The 16,154-nt window shown below is 63.1% G+C and carries 15 protein-coding genes and 1 pseudogene; 4 read left to right on the forward strand and 12 right to left on the reverse strand.

The genetic code is table 11. The features are described from left to right. From KBY99_RS14475 to KBY99_RS14490, 4 genes are all read right to left on the reverse strand, one after another. A partial coding sequence (locus KBY99_RS14475; protein WP_254999770.1) for an Ig-like domain-containing protein occupies positions 1–1,022 on the reverse strand: 1,022 nt, incomplete at its 3' end. A gap of 284 nt (positions 1,023–1,306) precedes the next feature. Then, entirely contained in the window at positions 1,307–2,713 is a 1,407-nt protein-coding gene (locus tag KBY99_RS14480; RefSeq protein WP_254999771.1) for an HlyD family type I secretion periplasmic adaptor subunit, read from the reverse strand. A gap of 36 nt (positions 2,714–2,749) precedes the next feature. Continuing rightward, positions 2,750–4,882, reverse strand: a complete 2,133-nt coding sequence (locus KBY99_RS14485; protein WP_254999773.1) for an ATP-binding cassette domain-containing protein — start codon at positions 4,880–4,882, stop codon at positions 2,750–2,752. Further along, the gene (locus tag KBY99_RS14490; RefSeq protein ID WP_254999774.1) at positions 4,879–6,585 is read right to left on the reverse strand and encodes an ABC transporter transmembrane domain-containing protein; all 1,707 of its coding nucleotides are present in this window, start codon (positions 6,583–6,585) and stop codon (positions 4,879–4,881) included. The genes KBY99_RS14485 and KBY99_RS14490 overlap by 4 nt, the downstream gene beginning before the upstream one ends. 227 nt (positions 6,586–6,812) lie before the next feature. Between KBY99_RS14490 and KBY99_RS14495 the strand changes: the two genes are divergently transcribed. Beyond that, positions 6,813–7,448 (forward strand): hypothetical protein, encoded by a 636-nt coding sequence (locus KBY99_RS14495; RefSeq protein ID WP_254999775.1) that lies wholly within the window; start codon positions 6,813–6,815, stop codon positions 7,446–7,448. On the opposite strand, the gene folP is transcribed toward KBY99_RS14495, so the two are convergent. The 3 genes from folP to KBY99_RS14510 form a co-directional block, all read right to left on the reverse strand. After that, positions 7,445–8,230 (reverse strand): dihydropteroate synthase, encoded by a 786-nt coding sequence (gene folP, locus KBY99_RS14500; protein WP_254999781.1) that lies wholly within the window; start codon positions 8,228–8,230, stop codon positions 7,445–7,447. The two genes, KBY99_RS14495 and folP, sit on opposite strands and share 4 nt — an antisense overlap. A gap of 71 nt (positions 8,231–8,301) precedes the next feature. Beyond that, on the reverse strand, positions 8,302–9,030 hold the full coding sequence (gene tpiA / locus KBY99_RS14505) for a triose-phosphate isomerase (RefSeq protein ID WP_106632960.1): 729 nt from the start codon (positions 9,028–9,030) through the stop codon (positions 8,302–8,304). 28 nt (positions 9,031–9,058) lie between these two features. Then, positions 9,059–9,256 (reverse strand): RNA-binding S4 domain-containing protein, encoded by a 198-nt coding sequence (locus tag KBY99_RS14510; RefSeq protein ID WP_106632961.1) that lies wholly within the window; start codon positions 9,254–9,256, stop codon positions 9,059–9,061. Positions 9,257–9,291: 35 nt separating this feature from the next. Between KBY99_RS14510 and KBY99_RS14515 the strand changes: the two genes are divergently transcribed. Genes KBY99_RS14515 through KBY99_RS14525 form a run of 3 tightly spaced genes read left to right on the forward strand, consistent with a single transcriptional unit; the run spans position 9,292 to position 11,587 of the window. Further along, positions 9,292–11,031 carry an ABC transporter ATP-binding protein gene (locus KBY99_RS14515; RefSeq protein WP_254999776.1) on the forward strand — a complete coding sequence of 580 codons (1,740 nt, stop codon included), beginning with the start codon at positions 9,292–9,294 and terminating at the stop codon, positions 11,029–11,031. Next, positions 11,031–11,330 (forward strand): hypothetical protein, encoded by a 300-nt coding sequence (locus KBY99_RS14520; protein WP_106632963.1) that lies wholly within the window; start codon positions 11,031–11,033, stop codon positions 11,328–11,330. The genes KBY99_RS14515 and KBY99_RS14520 overlap by 1 nt, the downstream gene beginning before the upstream one ends. Positions 11,331–11,344: 14 nt before the next feature. After that, entirely contained in the window at positions 11,345–11,587 is a 243-nt protein-coding gene (locus tag KBY99_RS14525; RefSeq protein WP_241518353.1) for a DUF6447 family protein, read from the forward strand. Positions 11,588–11,615: 28 nt separating this feature from the next. On the opposite strand, the gene KBY99_RS14530 is transcribed toward KBY99_RS14525, so the two are convergent. From KBY99_RS14530 to carB, 5 genes and pseudogenes are all read right to left on the reverse strand, one after another. Next, the gene (locus tag KBY99_RS14530; RefSeq protein ID WP_254999777.1) at positions 11,616–12,629 is read right to left on the reverse strand and encodes an ABC transporter substrate-binding protein; all 1,014 of its coding nucleotides are present in this window, start codon (positions 12,627–12,629) and stop codon (positions 11,616–11,618) included. Beyond that, on the reverse strand, positions 12,610–13,488 hold the full coding sequence (locus tag KBY99_RS14535; RefSeq protein WP_254999778.1) for an ABC transporter ATP-binding protein: 879 nt from the start codon (positions 13,486–13,488) through the stop codon (positions 12,610–12,612). Before KBY99_RS14535 ends, KBY99_RS14530 begins: the two co-directional genes overlap by 20 nt. Next, complete coding sequence (locus tag KBY99_RS14540; protein ID WP_254999779.1) at positions 13,485–14,375, reverse strand: ABC transporter permease; 891 nt, start codon at positions 14,373–14,375, stop codon at positions 13,485–13,487. The genes KBY99_RS14535 and KBY99_RS14540 overlap by 4 nt, the downstream gene beginning before the upstream one ends. A gap of 32 nt (positions 14,376–14,407) precedes the next feature. Beyond that, positions 14,408–15,106, reverse strand: coding sequence for a DUF3386 domain-containing protein (locus tag KBY99_RS14545; RefSeq protein WP_254999780.1), 699 nt, complete (start codon positions 15,104–15,106; stop codon positions 14,408–14,410). A 25-nt stretch (positions 15,107–15,131) separates the two neighbouring features. Then, positions 15,132–16,154: pseudogene (gene carB, locus KBY99_RS14550) on the reverse strand (carbamoyl phosphate synthase large subunit); the annotation flags it as partial.

Here is a 16,154-nt window from a genome sequence, read left to right on the forward strand (position 1 = left end):
CCTCCTGCTTGGTCAGATACCGTATAGGTAATAGTCGGCACACTGCCGTTGTAGTTATCAACAGGATCAAAGGTGTAGTCACCATTGCTCCCAATCGTGATCGTACCTACTCCTGCAATCGTGGCGGCCTGGCCAGCGGTATACACATTGGCATCACCAGGAACCGTGAACTGAGTCACGATCGGCACTAAGCCGTCGGGATCAACAACGTTCAGCAATACATTCCCTGTCGCATTGGTATCTTCTGCAACCTCTACGGTCTCATCGCCATCCACCAGTGCATCATTCACCGGTGTCACAGTGATGTCCAGCGTTGAGGTATCCGTTCCTCCTGCTTGGTCAGATACCGTATAGGTAATAGTCGGCACACTGCCGTTGTAGTTATCAACAGGATCAAAGGTGTAGTCACCATTGCTCCCAATCGTGATCGTACCTACTCCTGCAATCGTGGCGGTCTGGCCAGGAAGAAAATTATCGACAACTCCATCCCCATCTATATCAACACCGAAGCTAAGAATGACTGGAGTCGCACCGTCTGGATCGACTACGTTCGACAGCAGATTTCCGGATGCGGAAGAATCTTCCGACACAGTGACGACTTCATCCGCATCAACAGGTGCAACATTTTGAGGCTCCGGAGACGGCTCCTCTGCGGCTACCGGAGCGGCAATGTCCTGCAGAGTTGGGTCGCTCTGAGCGACCGCCGTCTGTGCCACGGAGGACACTTGAGGAGTCTCGTTCGTTGTGCTGGTGCCACCTGCCAATCCACCGCTACCGCCGCCAACGTCGGTTTTGGGCTCGGGAATGTCCTGGCTGACAGCAACAGCTGGTCGCTCACCCTCAGGCGCCTGCTCGGTAATCGTGTTGTCTTCGCCATCGCCGAAGCCGGTGTTGCCGCCTTTGTTATCAGAGCTACCAGCTGGGTTAACGATGCTGGGGTCCTGAACGCTGCCCGCCAGCCGATCCCTGTCTTCGTCGTAACCGGCGCCATCGGTGAGCATCGTGTTGAGGTCGTCAGCCATGGCCCAAATACCTATCCCTTCACACAGGGTATGCAGGCCTTATTCGTGGTCCAAGGAGAAAACACCATGCCGCAACGAAAAAGCAGCAGCAGCGGCCCAGGCAGGGCAATAAAAAGCGGCAAATCAATTGCGCTGCAGTTGATTTGGGGTATCTGAGAAGCAGCTGAGAGTTTGGCCAGGGCATTGGCCTGGGCTGTGGAACTCTTAGATCACTGCTGGCTAGGAGCGCACTAAAAAAGGCCGCCCTGGGGCGGCCTTGAAAAACAAATCAAACCCTGCTGCCCTCAGCGCGATTCGCGCAGGGCCGAATCCAGGGTGCGGGTGAACGGCTGGAAGATGTAGCGCAGCACGCTGCGCTGGGGGCCCTTGATGTCGGCCACTAGGGGCATGCCGACGGCGATCGGGTACTTGCGGTTGGCCACATCCACAAACTGACGATCCAGCTGGATGCGGGCCTTGTAGTAGTACTTGCGGTCGTCGGGATCTTGCACCGAATTACCGCCGATGCTCAGCACCCGGCCGGGCACCGAGCCATAGATGGTGGAATCAAAGGGCTGGAGTTTCACATCCACCTTCTGACCGGGCTTCACAAAGCCGATATCAGACGAGGGCACCCGCACCTCCACCAGCCGCTGGGTGCTGTTTGGCACCACCGACAGCACCACCGCACCAGGACCCACCACGCCACCGGGGGCCTTGAAGCGCAGGTCGCTCACCACACCGTCAACCGGGGCCGTGATCTTGGTGCGCTCCAACTGGTTGCGCACCTTCTTGATGTTTTCGGCAACCACGGCCTCCTCATTCACTAGCTGGGCAACTTGGGAGTTCTGCTCGAACACCAGACCCGACTGCACGCCATTGAGGTTTGCCTCCGCCTGGGAGAGAGCCTTGAGCGACTCATTGCGGGCACCGCGCATCTCGGCCAGCTTGGTATCGATATCGAGCAGGTTGAGGCGGGAAGCGGCTCCGGAGGCCACCAATCCAGCCCACATCGCTCGCTGCTTCAGATAGAGGGCAATCTGGCTGTTGAGGCCCGAAACCTCAGCTCGCTTCTCCCCCACCACGGCCTGAGCCGCCTTTATCTGGTCTTCGCGGTTGTCCATGCGGCTGTTGAGCAGGTCCACCTGGGCCTGGCTCACCTTGTTGCCCTGCTTGATGCCCTCGGTGGGAGGCAGCACCCGCTCACCACGGATGGCCGCCTGCAGCTGCTGTTGCTGCAGCAGCAGGTTTTTTAGCTGTTGCTCAGTAGCGCGGTATTCGCTTTCCACCAGGTTGGGGCGCAGCTCCAGCATCACCTGGCCCTCGCGCACCTCATCGCCGTCGCTCACATCCACCCGCGACACAATGCCGCCCTCGAGGTGCTGCACCACATTCACCTCTCCTTTGGGAATCACCTCGCCGGAGGCATTCACCACCTGGGTGATGGGGGTGAGCGCCGCCCAGGGGAAGAAGATCAAGGCCGCCGCGCCGAGCACATAGAGGCTGAGCCGCAGGTAGCGGTTGTCTGGTTTTTCCTCCAGCTCCAGGGCCTGGCTAAGGCGGCTGCGGCCCACCAGGGTGATCGCATCAGGGCTGTCCATGCCGGGCAGCCGGGCCAGCAGGCCGCCGGCGGGCGGAAGGGCCAAGGAAGAGGAATCAGCAGGGTCGCTGCCAGAAATGGAGTTGGGGCCGTTGACGGGTATGGAGGTCATGACGAGGAAGGGGTGCGGTGAAATAAAGAAAAGGGATCAGGCTGCTTTCTGTTGCATACGCGCTCGCAGCTCCTCAGCCGTGCCCTGGAACGAGGTGACGCCTTTATCAAGGATGCAGAGACGATCAGCCTTCTCCAGCAGCAACTTGTTGTCGGTGGCCAGGATGATGCTGCGGTCCTGACCGCTGAAGGTGCAGCGCCGCAGCGAGGGCAGGGCCTCCAGCACCGCCTGGAACTGATCCGGGGCCAGACCCTGGCTGATGTCGTCGATCAACAGGATCGGCGTGTCCTTGATCAGGGCCTGGGCCAGGGCCATCAACCGGCGCACCCCATTGGGCAACTGATAGACGACCTCATCGGTGAGAGACGTGTCGAAGCCGTCCGGCAAGCAATCGAGGAAATCAAGCAGGCCCAGGCTGGCGCAGATCTGGCGCACCCCAGCCACGGTGGCGTCTGGATTCATGGCCGTGAGGTTGCTCCAGATCGTGCCGGGCAGCAACTGGCTCTGGGGCATCAGGTAGGCGATGTTGCGCTGGATCGCCTCGGCGCTGAACTGGCGGTAGTCCTTGCCATCAAACAGCAGGGTGCCGCTCACCAGCGGATAGAGCTGGTCAACAACCCGCAGCACCGTGCTCTTGCCGCAGCCGGCATTGCCTGTGATTGCCAGCAGTTCGCCCGGCGCCACCGAAAGCGACACCCGGGTGATAGCCAATACCCCTTCGCCGCCAAGACGGCAGGCAGCTGAATCAAGCAGGATCGAGCCGCGCATGCGCGGGGCACTCACCAAGGCACCGGCAGAGCGATTGCTGCTACGCAGCTTGAAGAATTGATCCAGCTGGCCATATTGCTTGCGCATCGAATCGAAGCGCAGCAATGCATTCATCAGCTGCTGAAACGGCGTAAATACCCTGAACACAAAGAACATGGCGGCGATCAAGTTGCCCATCGCCGCCGGGCGCTGATCGCTCGAATAGGCCATCCAGACGCCGATGGCCAAGGTGAGCACACTCGCGAGCTGGGAGGTGGTGCTAACTAGCACCTGCAACCGGCCCACTTGGCGGTTGAGCGTGAGGCCACTGCTGGTGCTCTGGGCCGACAGACCTCGCAGCCGCTGCAGCCACACCCACTCCACATTGGCCAGCTTCACTTCCAGGAAGCGATTCACTAGCTCCTGCTGGGCCTGGGTGATGCCAATGCCCGTAGCCAGGTTGAGCTCGGAGGCACCGGTGTAGTAGCGCGAAAGCAGCCAAACCAGCAGGCCGCTCAGCACCATCAGCACCAGCGGCACAAACACCAGCGGCCCCGCAATCATGGCGATGGCGCCCAGGTAGATCACCACGAAGGGGAAATCCAGGCAGGCCAGGGCCAGGGGACCCTGCAAGTAGGCCAGTAGGCCGTCAAGATTACGCAGACGGTTGGTGAGTCCGTGCTGGCCCAGGGTCTCGATCTGGCGGTAGTCGAGGCCAAATAACTTCTCCACCAGATTCACCCCCAGCAGGGCATCAAGCCGGCCCGAGAGTTGGGAGAGCAAGGTGGTGCGCCACTGGCGCAGTATCCAATCCAGCACAAACAGCAGCACCACCCCCAGGAAGATCCAGAAGGTGGAAATCGCGCTGGTACTCGGGATTGAAACGTTGTAAATCGCCCGGATGTAGAAGGGCAGGGTCATGGCCAGGAGGGCCAGGACAAAGCTGATGCCGTAGAGCACCGAGATCCGGTTGGTGAACCGATAGAGGATCTGCTGCAGCAGAGTCACCCGCTCAGTGCTGCCCTTGTCCTGCAGGAAAACCAACCACCCACCGGTGGGCAGGCTGTAGAGGTCGGTGCGGCCGTTGACATTGCCCGCCACCAGCTCGCCCTTGCTGGTGCGCGAGAGCACGTAGGGCAGGTTGTCTGGCCCCACGTACAGGGCCGGCAGCAGCTGGGGATTGAGCTGGCTCCAGCTCTCTAGTCCCTCAATACGGCTGCCATAGCCGAGCCTCAGCAGCAGGTTGCGGGCATCCACCAGGTCCATCTGGCGGGGGTCGCTGCTGATCAGCTCAAACAGCTCATCGGGACGGCCCGTCCACAGCATCTGCTGCAGCAACAGCCTTACGCAGAAGGCCATCGGCGCTTCCGCGCTGAGGGTGAGGTCGCGCAGCAACATGGCGCGGGAAGGGGAACTGGTCACGCGAACACCTCCCGGCCCTGGGCCGGCATGTCGATTTGTTGGTCACTCACCGAGCCGAGCACCCGGCCAGCGCCACTGATCAGCACGGTGGTCCGGCCCTTGGTGCGGCCCAGAATCCGCTGCAGGCCGTCGATGAACTCCTTGCCATAAGAGCAGTCGCTGAGGTCGAGCAGCAGCAGCTGAGGGGAGCGGGCCAGGGCCGTCACCACCTGGAACAGCTGCTGGCAATCGCGCGAAAGGCCGGTGGGCAACGAGGTGCCCATGGCCGTGCTGTAGCCCTGAGGCAAGCTGCGAACAGTTGTGTCGAGCCCGGTGAGGAAGGCCCAGAACAGGGCCCGGCGCTGGTAACGGCGGGGCTGGTAGCTGCTGATGTTCTGCAGCAGGGTGCCATCGAAGAAGTCCCGGGAGGGATCCACATAGGCGATGCCATCCCGCAGGGCCTCCCGGTGGTAGCTGCCTATCGGCAGGCCATTGAGCTGGAGCCGGGGGTCGGCCTCGATCTGGATCAGGTCCATGAACAGGTGGCGCACCTGGGCTCCGAACTGCTGATCCCGCAGCAGGGCCACCGACCCGGTGGGAATCACTGCCAGGGGCCGGCCATCAAGAGAGAGGCTTAGGGCTCCCTCGGCGGCAAGCACGAGCTTCTCTTCGCCGCCTTCAGCTTCCACCGGGATGGCCATCAGGGCGTCGTATTCGTCGCGGGCATGGGCCAGGCGCCGGTAGCTGTTCCACAGGCCCATCGCCTGCTGCCAGGGGGTGAGAATCTTGCCGGCCAGCAGCAGGGCAGCCGCCAGGGCCCCCACCAGCAGGCTTCCCTGGATCACCAGCAAGGCACCCCATGTGACGATGCCCGCAAAGGTGAGCTGGCTCATCAGGGAGCCAAAGGCCTGGTACTGGCCGCTGAAGTTGTTGTTGACCATGCGCTGCCAGGCCAGCTCCTCCTGGCGCTGCTCATTGCCCACCAGGAACTGGCGGCCCAGGCCGTTCGACTTGATCAGATCAATCGAGCCCATCAGCTTGGTTTGGTAGCTGAGCCGCTCCAGCTCCAGCCGGTCGCGCTGCTTGCTGATCCCCTCGTAGTCGCGAGCGAAGGCGAGGGTCCGCAGCAGGTAAATCACAATGGCGATCACGGCCACGATGCCCACGCTGCCGGCAATCAGGAACAGCACCAGCACAAACAGCAGCGAGAACACCAGGTCGATCGCCGTGGTGAGCGACTGCAGGGCACTCTCATCACGCAGCAGGTTGATGCTGTTGAGCCGCTCGAGGTGGGTGGCCGGAGATGCACTCAGGTAATCGCTCAGGCGCATCTGAGAGAAGTGCGCCAGTCCCTCAAGGCGCCTCTGGTGCTCTAGACGGGCGCCATCACCACCCGTTAAATCAAGCCGAACCGTTTTGAGCCAGCCACCGAGCACCATCAACAGCAGCACGGCCACCGTCATCACCACCAGGCTCGACATCGAACCACTCGGCAAAACCGACGTGTAAACGATGTTGATATAAAGCGGGGACGCGAGTTCCAGCAGGTTGATCAGCACCGAGGCGACCAAAATCGGACCAAGCTGATACTGACGCCAATCGACCTCGCGAAGCGACTGGAAAAAGCGGTGGCTAACCAGCTCTTGGATCAGCTCCACATTGGTGCGCCAGCCATCCTGGATCCCGTTGATCAGCAGGCTTGGAGCCTGGGCCAGGGCATGCAAGATGGATCGGCTCGGATCTCTCGGCCTACTCACCATATCAACTCTCCAATCAGATCAAAGCTAAGTTCCCCAAATTGCTTTTGGTTTGATCGTCAGGAAAAGTCAGACAAATTACTAAATTTATTCGGGTTATTGCCGGCTAGATTGAATGAACTACGCCTCCCCGCGCAGTACCCGTTCAGAGCTGAGCTATGTACAGGTTCCGTCTGAGTTCAGAGCAAGTCCAATTGGAGCTTGTTGCCAATGGCAACAGTGCCCGCCTGCCGTTTCAGGTGATTGGTCCCACTACCGAGGTGGCCTTTCTTGAGGAGCTGATCGAAGAAAGTCTCGGCAGCCTCACCCTCAACCCAAGCGAGCTATTTGGCTTCCTGGGCAGCGACCCTTGGATTAAGGAGGCTTTCCAGGCGCCTCAGCTGGTGGAAGGCGATCTCAACGCTGCCGCCAACAGCGACACCAGCTTCAAGCGCCAAACCCTCGGCAACAAGCTGGTGCAAGCCGGCGTGCTCGACATCGAAGAGCTGGAGCAATTGCTGGAGGAGTATCGGCCCTTCGCTGAAACCCAGCGCTTTGGCGAATTCCTACGGCTCAACCTGCAGGTGCGGCCCCAGATGCTGGATCTGCTGCTCAACCCCGCCCTGTTCGATGAGCAGGGCTTCAATGAGAAGCGGCTGGGTGAGCGCCTGGTGGAAATGGGCTGCATCACCCCTGATCAACTTGATCAGGCCCTCGACCTGCAACGCAGCAAGGGCGGCCGGGTTGGCGAACTGCTGGCCGAGCTGGGCTTCATCTCCACCACCACGGCCCGCTTCTTCTCGCTGGCCAAAGTCAACGAGAAAGGTCAGATCGACTACCAGGCCGGCTAAGCGGGCCGAAGCGCATCGGCCATCCGGGCAACCTGCACGATTGGCCCAACGTCGTGCACTCGCAGGATGCGGGCTCCCTGGGCAATCGCCTGGCTGCACACCGCCGCCGTGCCCCATAGCCGGGCACGGGGCCTGGGCTCGTGCAACACCGCGCCGATGAAGCGCTTGCGCGAAGGCCCCACCAGTAGGGGAAAGCCTTCCGCCGCCAGGGTGCCTAGGCCCCGGAGCAGATCCAGGTTGTGGTCGGTGTCCTTAGCGAAGCCCAACCCCGGATCCCAGATCAGCTTCAGCGGGCGCACCCCCGCCGCCAGGGCCATTTCAGTGGCCGCCATTAGGCCTGCCCGCACCTCCGCCACCACATCCTCGTAGTAGGCAAGTGAGTTCATGCTGCGGCTATCGCCACGGCTGTGCATCAACACCAGTGGGCAGCCAGCAGACGCCGCCAAGCGCAACAGGGCCGGATCGCGCCGGCCGCCGCTCACGTCATTTATCCAGTGGGCGCCAGCCGCCAATGCCGCCTCTGCCACCGCCGCATGAAAGGTGTCGATCGAGAGCAGGGCGCCTGGATGGGCAGCGCGAATAGCAGTAAGAGCCGGCAGCAGCCGCTCAAGCTCCCGCTTGGGCCCCACCTCCTCGGCGCCGGGCCTGGTGCTCTGTGCGCCGAGATCCAACACATCGGCCCCCTGGGTCAGCATCCGCCCAGCGGCGCGGACCGCCTGCGCCACGCTGGCGAGGCGGCCGCCGTCGCTGAAGGAGTCGGGGGTGAGGTTCAGCACCCCCATCACTGCGGTGCGGTCGCCCCAGGCAAAACGGGGTTGATCGATCACGGGGGGCCAGTCTCAGGGAGCCAGTCTCAGCGGCCGTAGTTGACGATGCGGGCAAAGCTCACCGGATCGAGGGAAGCCCCACCCACCAAGACGCCGTCGATGTCGCTCTGGGCCATCAGATCGTCGATGGTGGCAGGGTTCACCGAGCCGCCGTATTGAACCGTGACGCCGGGGTTACCCACCCAGCCCCGGATCAGGCCGCAGATGCGGTTGGCCTCCTCAGCGGCGCAGGTCTTGCCGGTGCCAATCGCCCAGATCGGCTCGTAGGCCACCACCACCTGGGTGGGATCCACATCCTCAAGGCCCTGTTCGATCTGGCGGTGGATCACCCGCTCGGTTTCATTGGATTCCCGCTGGTCGAGGCTTTCGCCCACGCACAGGATCGGGATCAAGCCATGGCGTTGGGCATTGCGGGCGCGCAGGTTGATCTGCTCATCGCTTTCGCTGTAGTACTTGCGCGGCTCACTGTGGCCAACGATGGCGTAGCTCACCCCGTGCTCCAGCAGCATCGGCGCCGAGATCATGCCCGTGTAGGCCCCCTGGTCTTCCCAGTGCACGTTTTGCCCAGCAAACTTCACACCAGCACCCTCCAGGTGGCGGCAGAGCGTGGGAATCGAGGTGAAAGGCGGAGCGATCACCACCTCCCGATCGTCTGGGGAGTCGGCAATCAGCGGCCGAAACGTGGCCGCAAAAACCCGCGTCTCAGCGCAGGTCATGTGCATCTTCCAATTACCCGCGATCACGGCCTTACGCATCGGCCCTCTCCAGCACTGTCAGGAAAACCTAATGGGCCGGCGGCCTGGTCCCCATAAACAGCAGCTCGCGGCCGTCGATGTCGACCGCATCACCGGGGGCCAACTGACGACCGCGACGGGTTTCGATGGCGCCATTCACCCGCACATCACCGCGCTGAATGCGCAGCTTGGCTTCGCCGCCGGTGCCCGCCAGGCCTTGGTATTTGAGGAATTGATCGAGTTTCAAGGGGCGGCTTGGGGGAGCAGCGATAGCGTGACCGCATGCTTGCACCCTCGCCGGCCGGGTTTCGACACCTCTGGCCGCTGCTGAAACCCCACCGCCGGCGCCTGCTGGCAGGTGGGCTATGCATGGTGATCTATGTGACTTGCTGGCCGCTGCTCGCCTGGCTGGCGGGCCAGCTGATTCCAGCCATCGGCGCTGGCAACTTCCCAGTGGTGCTGCGCACTATCGCCGCGGCTCTGGGACTGTTTTTGGTGCAAAAGGCGGCCCAGTTCGGCCAGGACACCCTGCTGGCCGGGCCCGCCCTGCGGGTTAGTCAGGAGTTGCGGCGGGGCCTATTTGCCCGCCTGCAACGGCTGGAATTCGGCGCCCTCGAGAAGCTCTCAGCCGGCGACCTCACCTATCGCCTCACCGAAGACGCGGACCGGGTGGGCGAGGTGATCTACAAAACCATTCAAGACACCACCCCCAGCGCCCTGCAGCTGGTGGTGGTGCTCGGCTACATGGTGTGGCTCGATTGGCCCTTAGCCCTGGCCACCCTGCTGCTGGCGCCAGTGGTGGTGCTGCTGGTAAGCAGCTTTGGCGCCCGGGTAATGGCCGCCGCCGAACGCAGCCAAAAGCAGGTGAGCGAGCTGGCGGGCCTGCTGGGCGAAGCGATCGGTGGGCTGCCCTTAGTGCGGGCCTTCGCGGCCGAACCTTGGCTGCAGCAGCGCTTCGACACCGAAATCGACCTGCACCGCCAGGCCCGCTACCGCACCCTCAAACTGCTGGCCCTGCAGCACCCGGTGGTGGGCTTTCTGGAAGCGGCCGGCATCCTCACCGTGCTGCTGCTCGGCGCCGCCCGGATTCAGGCCGGTGGCCTCAACAGCCAGGGCTTCAGCAGCTACGTGGCGGCCCTGCTGATGCTGATCGACCCGATCTCGCACCTCACCACCAACTTCAACGAGTTTCAGCAGGGCCAGGCCTCGCTGCGGCGACTGCGGGCGATCGAGGCCGAACCGGTGGAGGCTCCAGACCGGCCCTCGGCCCAGCCGCTGGGCAGCGTGCGCGGCGAGCTGGTGCTCGAGCAGGTGCGCTTCGGCTACAACCCCGCCCAACCGGTGCTGCACGACCTGAATCTGCAGGTGCGGCCTGGCCAGGTAGTGGCCCTGGTGGGTCCCTCCGGCGCCGGCAAAAGCACCCTGTTTTCCCTGCTGCTGCGCTTTAACACCGCCCAGCAGGGCCGGGTGCTGCTGGATGGCCACGACCTAGCCGATCTGCGGGCGCGGGAGCTGCGCCGCGCCGTAGCCCTGGTGCCCCAGCAAAGCAGTGTGTTTTCTGGCACGGTGGCCGAAGCGATTGCCTTCGGCCGGCCCGCCAGCGAGGCTGCCATCCGCCAGGCCGCCAGCCTCGCCAACGCCGCCGGCTTCATCGAGGCCCTGCCCCAGGGCTACGCCAGCCGCATCGAAGAGCGGGGCAGCAACTTCTCTGGCGGCCAGCTTCAACGGCTAGCCATTGCCCGCGCCGTGCTCGGCAACCCGGCGGTGCTGCTGCTTGATGAAGCCACCAGCGCCCTCGATGCCGAAGCGGAGGAGGCGGTGCAGCGAGGCCTGGAGCAGGCGATGGAGGGCCGCACCGTGCTGGTGATTGCCCACCGGCTAGCCACCGTGCAGGGTGCAGACAGAATCCTGGTACTCGATGGCGGTCGCATCGTCGAACAGGGCAGTCACAATGAGCTGATGGCGCAGGCGGGCCGCTACCGCGAGCTCTGCGAGCGCCAATTCATTCATCTGCAAGCCTGATGTCTTGGGAATACCGGGTGATCCACATCAACGTGGAGAGCGGCAATCCGCCGGGTCCTCCCTCACCCAAGGCAGATAGTGAGCGGCTCGGCGGCGCCCTGAGCCCGGAGTTTCTTAAGAAGGAATTCCCGCAGCAATACGACGCCGCAGCTACCAAACCACGCCACCCAGCTGAACAGCTGCAGTTTTTTCTCAATGCCCTCGGCAAAGAAAACTGGGAGATGGTGGAAGCAGCCCAGGTGGGCCCGCTGCTGATGTTTTTCTTCAAGCGACCGGGTGGCCTGCCACCCGTATCCTGAGGGCTGAAGATTTTTTGCCACTCGTGGACAACGTCGCCCAGCAATCCGACAACCAGCCGCCCGTGCTCACCTTCGAGGGCAAGCGCTACGACCTCAACGGCTTGCCGGATGAGATGAAGGAGCTGGTGCGTGGCATGCAAGTAGCTGATGCCCAGCTACGCATGCATGAAGACACCCTGAAAGTGCTTGCCGTTGGCCGCCAAGCTATGGCAAGCCAGCTCAACGACAAACTGCAAAACATCACCCCCCTGCCTTGAAAAGGGGGTGATGCGATGGGGGTGGGCTCTAGCTCACCACCTTCTGGGCTTCCTTGATCAGCTCCTCAGGCAGGGTTACCCCGATCGCTGCGGCGGTGGCCTTGTTCACCATCAACTCCGTTTTGGTGAGGGGCTCGAAGGCCATCTTGGCCGGCGATTCTCCCTTCAATACCCGCACCGCCAGCTTGCCGGCTGCGTAGCCGTCATCGAAGTAGGCCCAGCCGATCGTGGCAAGGCAGCCGGGCAGCTTGATGTCGTCGGCATCCACCGAATACACGGGAATCTTCTTCTCTAGACCCACCTTGGCGATCGAGCCAAAGCCCTGAATCGTGGCGTAATCGCCGATCTTCACGAAGGCCTCTACCTTCTTGTCGGCCAGCACTTGGGCGGCTTGCAGCACTTCGCCGGAGTTGGCCACCGACTGCTCCACAACGGTGATGTTGCGTTTGGCTGCCTCCTCCTTGAGCACCTTGGCTTCATATTCGGAGTTGGGCTCGCCGGGGTTGAAGATCAGGCCAACGGTCTTGAGCTCAGGGTTGATTTGGCGTGCCAAATCGAGCTCCTTGCCCACCGGGTTGGTGCCGATCGTGCCGACCACATTTGGCTTGTGCTGACCCACTGCACCCGGGGGCGTGCCCGCGCCGGCACCCCAGGGATTGGAGCAATAGCAGAAAACCACAGGAGTGGTTGCTGGGGCCACCTTCATGGCGGCCTGCAGGGGCGGTGTGCCAACCGCCAGGATCATGTCCACCTGGTCGCCCACAAACTGCTTCATCACCAAGGTGGTGTTGGGCAGCTCGCCGGCGGCATCCTTCTGGATGAAGTTGACGTTTTTGCCAGGGATGTAGCCAGCTTCTGCAAGGGCCGCTTCAAAGCCTTTGCGGGTGTTGGTTGGAGGCGGGGATTCCACCATCTGCAGCATGCCGATGGTGGGGCCTTTAACCTTGGTGCCACCGCCAAGCTTGCCGCAGGCGGAGAGCACCACCGTGCTGACAACCCCGGCCCCTGCCAGGGTCAGAAATTCACGACGCTGAAGACCCATCTGTGGCACTGGAAGACTGCGGCGCAACTATGGCTGCTCCATACATCGCCCGCAACGCGGCCGGGTCGAGATATTCACGCTCGGCAGCATTCCAGTCGCCGATCAAGCCACCCTCATGGAGCATCACCAACCTGTCGCCGTGTCTCAGGGCCTGCTCGAGGCTGTGGGTCACCATCAAGGCGGTAGTGCCCAGCTGACGAACCAACCTGTCGGTGAGCGCCATCACCGTTGCTTCGGCCCGGGGGTCAAGGGCAGCGGTGTGCTCATCAAGCAGCAGCAGATCCGGTGAACCCAGGGTTGCCATCACCAGGCTGAGGGTCTGGCGCTGGCCACCGGAAAGCTGACCCACCGGTTCATCAAGGCGGTCGGCCAGGGGCAAGCCCAGCTCGCCCAGCAGCTCGCGGTAGCGCCTGCGGTCGCCGCCATTGGGATGGATGCCACCAAAGGCACCAATCAGGAAGCCTCCATTAATCATGACGGGCCTGTTGCGCCGCTCCGCCAGCCGCAGGTTTTCAGCCACGGTCAGCCCCGGACAAGTGCCCTCCAGGGGGTTTTGCATCACCCGGCCGATCCAGCGGGCCCGCTGGTGATCTCGCAGGCGGTGCAGGGGGCGACCGCCCAGATGGATACGGCCAGCGCTGTGGCGCAGGGTGCCAGCAACCAGATTGAGCAGGGTGCTCTTGCCGGAGCCGTTGCTGCCAATCACCACCAGAAACTGGCCGGGGGGGCAGCTCAGCGAGAAACCGCTGAATAATTGCCGCCAGCCCGATCCAGGCAGGGGATGGCCCCAGCTGAGCTCTTCAACACTGAGACCAGGCACTCTGAGACCAGAGGAGCTAAGACCAGTAGCGGAACTCATTGCTCCTGCCTCCCCTGGTCTGCCGAAAGACCCGGTATGCGCAGCCGTCCGAAGGCCAGGGCTATAAGCAGCAGCAGGGCCGTTGCCAACTTGAGATCAACCGGTTCGAGGCCCAACTGCAGGGCGATGGCGATCATGGTGCGGAACAAAATCGCTCCAACCGACACCGCCAGCAGGGCCCAGGGCAGCGAGCGCGGCCGCAGCACCGCTTCGCCAATGATCACCATGCCTAGTCCCAGGATCAACGAGCCGATCCCCATGGTCACATCGGCAAAGCCCTGATAGGTGGCAACCAGCGCCCCGGCCAGGGCCACCAGACCATTAGCAGCAGCGATTCCCACCGTGAGCCCGCGGCGCTGGTTGATGCCGTTGGCGCGGGCCATGGTGGGGTTGTTGCCCAAGGCGCGCAAAGACAAGCCGAAATCTGTGGCCATCAGGAAGGAGATCAGCAGGATCATCCCAACGGTCGCCAGGGTTAATCCCACGGCCCATTGACCATCCAGGCCAAGGCCCAGATCGGGGAGGGCCAGAATTCCAGCTGGGGTTTCAGACAGGGGGATGTTCGAGCGCCCCATCAGCCGCAGGGTGATCGAATAAAGGCCCGTGGTGGTGAGGATGCCTGCAAACAAATCATTCACACCCAGCCGGGTGTGAATCAGGCCGGTAACCATGCCAGCCAGGCAGCCAAACAAGATCGCCAGCCCCAAGGCCACCGGCACCGGGGCACCCTGGCTGATCAACACCGCAGCGGTGCCACCTCCCAGGGCAAAGGAGCCGTCCACCGTGAGGTCTGGGAAGTTGAGGACGCGCAGCGTCAGGTAGGTGCCCAGGGCTAGGCCGGCATAGGCCAGGCCCTGGTCGTAGGCACCAATCCAAAGGGAAAACATGGCTGTATTGTGCCTAGCAGCGGCCTCTTGGCCTAAGCCAAGGGGGCAAGATCCTCGAAACGAAACACCTGGCGGCCGGCCGGCGTGTCGCCATGGGCAGCGGTCTCAACCACCCGCTCGCTCAGCACCCAGGGGCCAGCCTCGGTCAGCGGCACAAAGGTGTCGGTGAAGCGGCTGGTGCCACCCTTAGCTTCGCCGCTGGCGGGGTCGCTGTACTGGCTGGTGTAGCTGCGGCTCAGGTAGCCGCTGCCGGTGTCTGTTGTGCTCTCGGTGAAGATCGTCACCACGGTGCCGTGGATGTGGCGGTGCACCATCGTCACCACGTCGTTCTGGATCCGGTAACGGTCACCGGTGTTCTTGCCGCCCACAACCACCTCGGTGCCCACGGCATCGGTATCGCCAGCGGTGAAGGTGTTGGCACCGTGGGTTTGCTCAAAGCTGCGCCGCACCCGGTGGATTGCCACCTCCCACAGTTGGGAAGCCAGGGCCTTGTGAATCTCCTCATCGGCGACGCCAGCCACCGTGGCCTTGAGGTCGGCGCCCACCACGAAGGTGCCCTCTACGCGCTTTCCGTCTTCACCCGCATCACCGGCTTGCTCCCAGATGCAGCGGCCCTGATAGCCACCGAAATCCGGTTCCCAGGTGTAGCGATTTTCATAGGCGGCCCGGAAAGCCGCCGTGCAGTCGCTGCCTGAGGTGATCTGGTTGCTGACTTGGGTGCTGGCTGTCAAGGCGGGATCTATCGGGTCCCTAACCCTAACGAGTGAGTCCGGGGTGGATGTCCTGCAGGGCATTCACCTCAATCTTCTGCTGCTGCAACGCCGTGATCGCCTCGACAGCGGCCCGGGCCCCGGCAAGGGTTGTCACCGTCGGCACGGCGTAGTCGAGGGCGGCCCGGCGCAGATATTTGTCGTCGTGGGCAGCCTGGCGGCCGATCGGGGTGTTGATGATCAGCTGAATGCGGGCCGAGCGGATCGCGTCTTCAATATTGGGACGGCCCTCATGCACCTTGAGGATTGATTCCACCTGCAGGCCAGCGGCTCGCAGGGCCTCGGCGGTGCCGCCGGTGGCGATCAGGTCAAAGCCCAGCCCCACCAGCCGCTCCGCCACAGGCAGCAGGGCCTGCTTGTCGCGGTCGTGGGTGGAGAGAAACACCGTGCCGCTGGTGGGCAGGGCCTCGCCTGCGGCCAACTCGGCCTTGGCATAGGCCATGCCGGCGCTGCTGGCGATGCCCATCACCTCGCCGGTGCTGCGCATTTCAGGACCCAGCAACGTGTCGGAACCCGGGAAGCGCTTGAACGGCAGCACCGCCTCCTTGACGGTTTGCAGAGGCGGGATGGGCTCGGCCGTGAGACCCAGCTCCGCCAGGGTGCGGCCGGCCATCAGCTGGCTGGCCACCTTGGCCAGGGGCACGCCGGTGGCCTTGGCCACAAACGGCACCGTGCGGGAAGCACGGGGATTGGCCTCGATGATGAACACCCGCTCGCCCTGCTCAGGATCGATTTGCACTGCGAACTGCAGGTTGATCAGGCCGCGCACCCCAAGGGCCAGGGCCAGGGCCCGGCTCCACTCGCGGATCGTGGCCAGGGCTGCCTCGCTCAGGCTCACCGACGGCAGCCAGCAGGCCGAATCGCCCGAGTGGATGCCCGCCGGCTCGATGTGCTCCATTACACCGCCGATCACCACTACCCCCTCCCGATCGCAAAGGGCCTCCACATCCACTTCGATGGCGTTATCCTGGTCTTGGTCGATCAGCACTGGGTGGTCGGGCTCCACCTG

The organism is Cyanobium sp. Maggiore-St4-Cus (genome assembly GCF_024345615.1).
In the GTDB taxonomy this organism is placed as follows: Bacteria; Cyanobacteriota; Cyanobacteriia; order PCC-6307; family Cyanobiaceae; genus Cyanobium_A; species Cyanobium_A usitatum.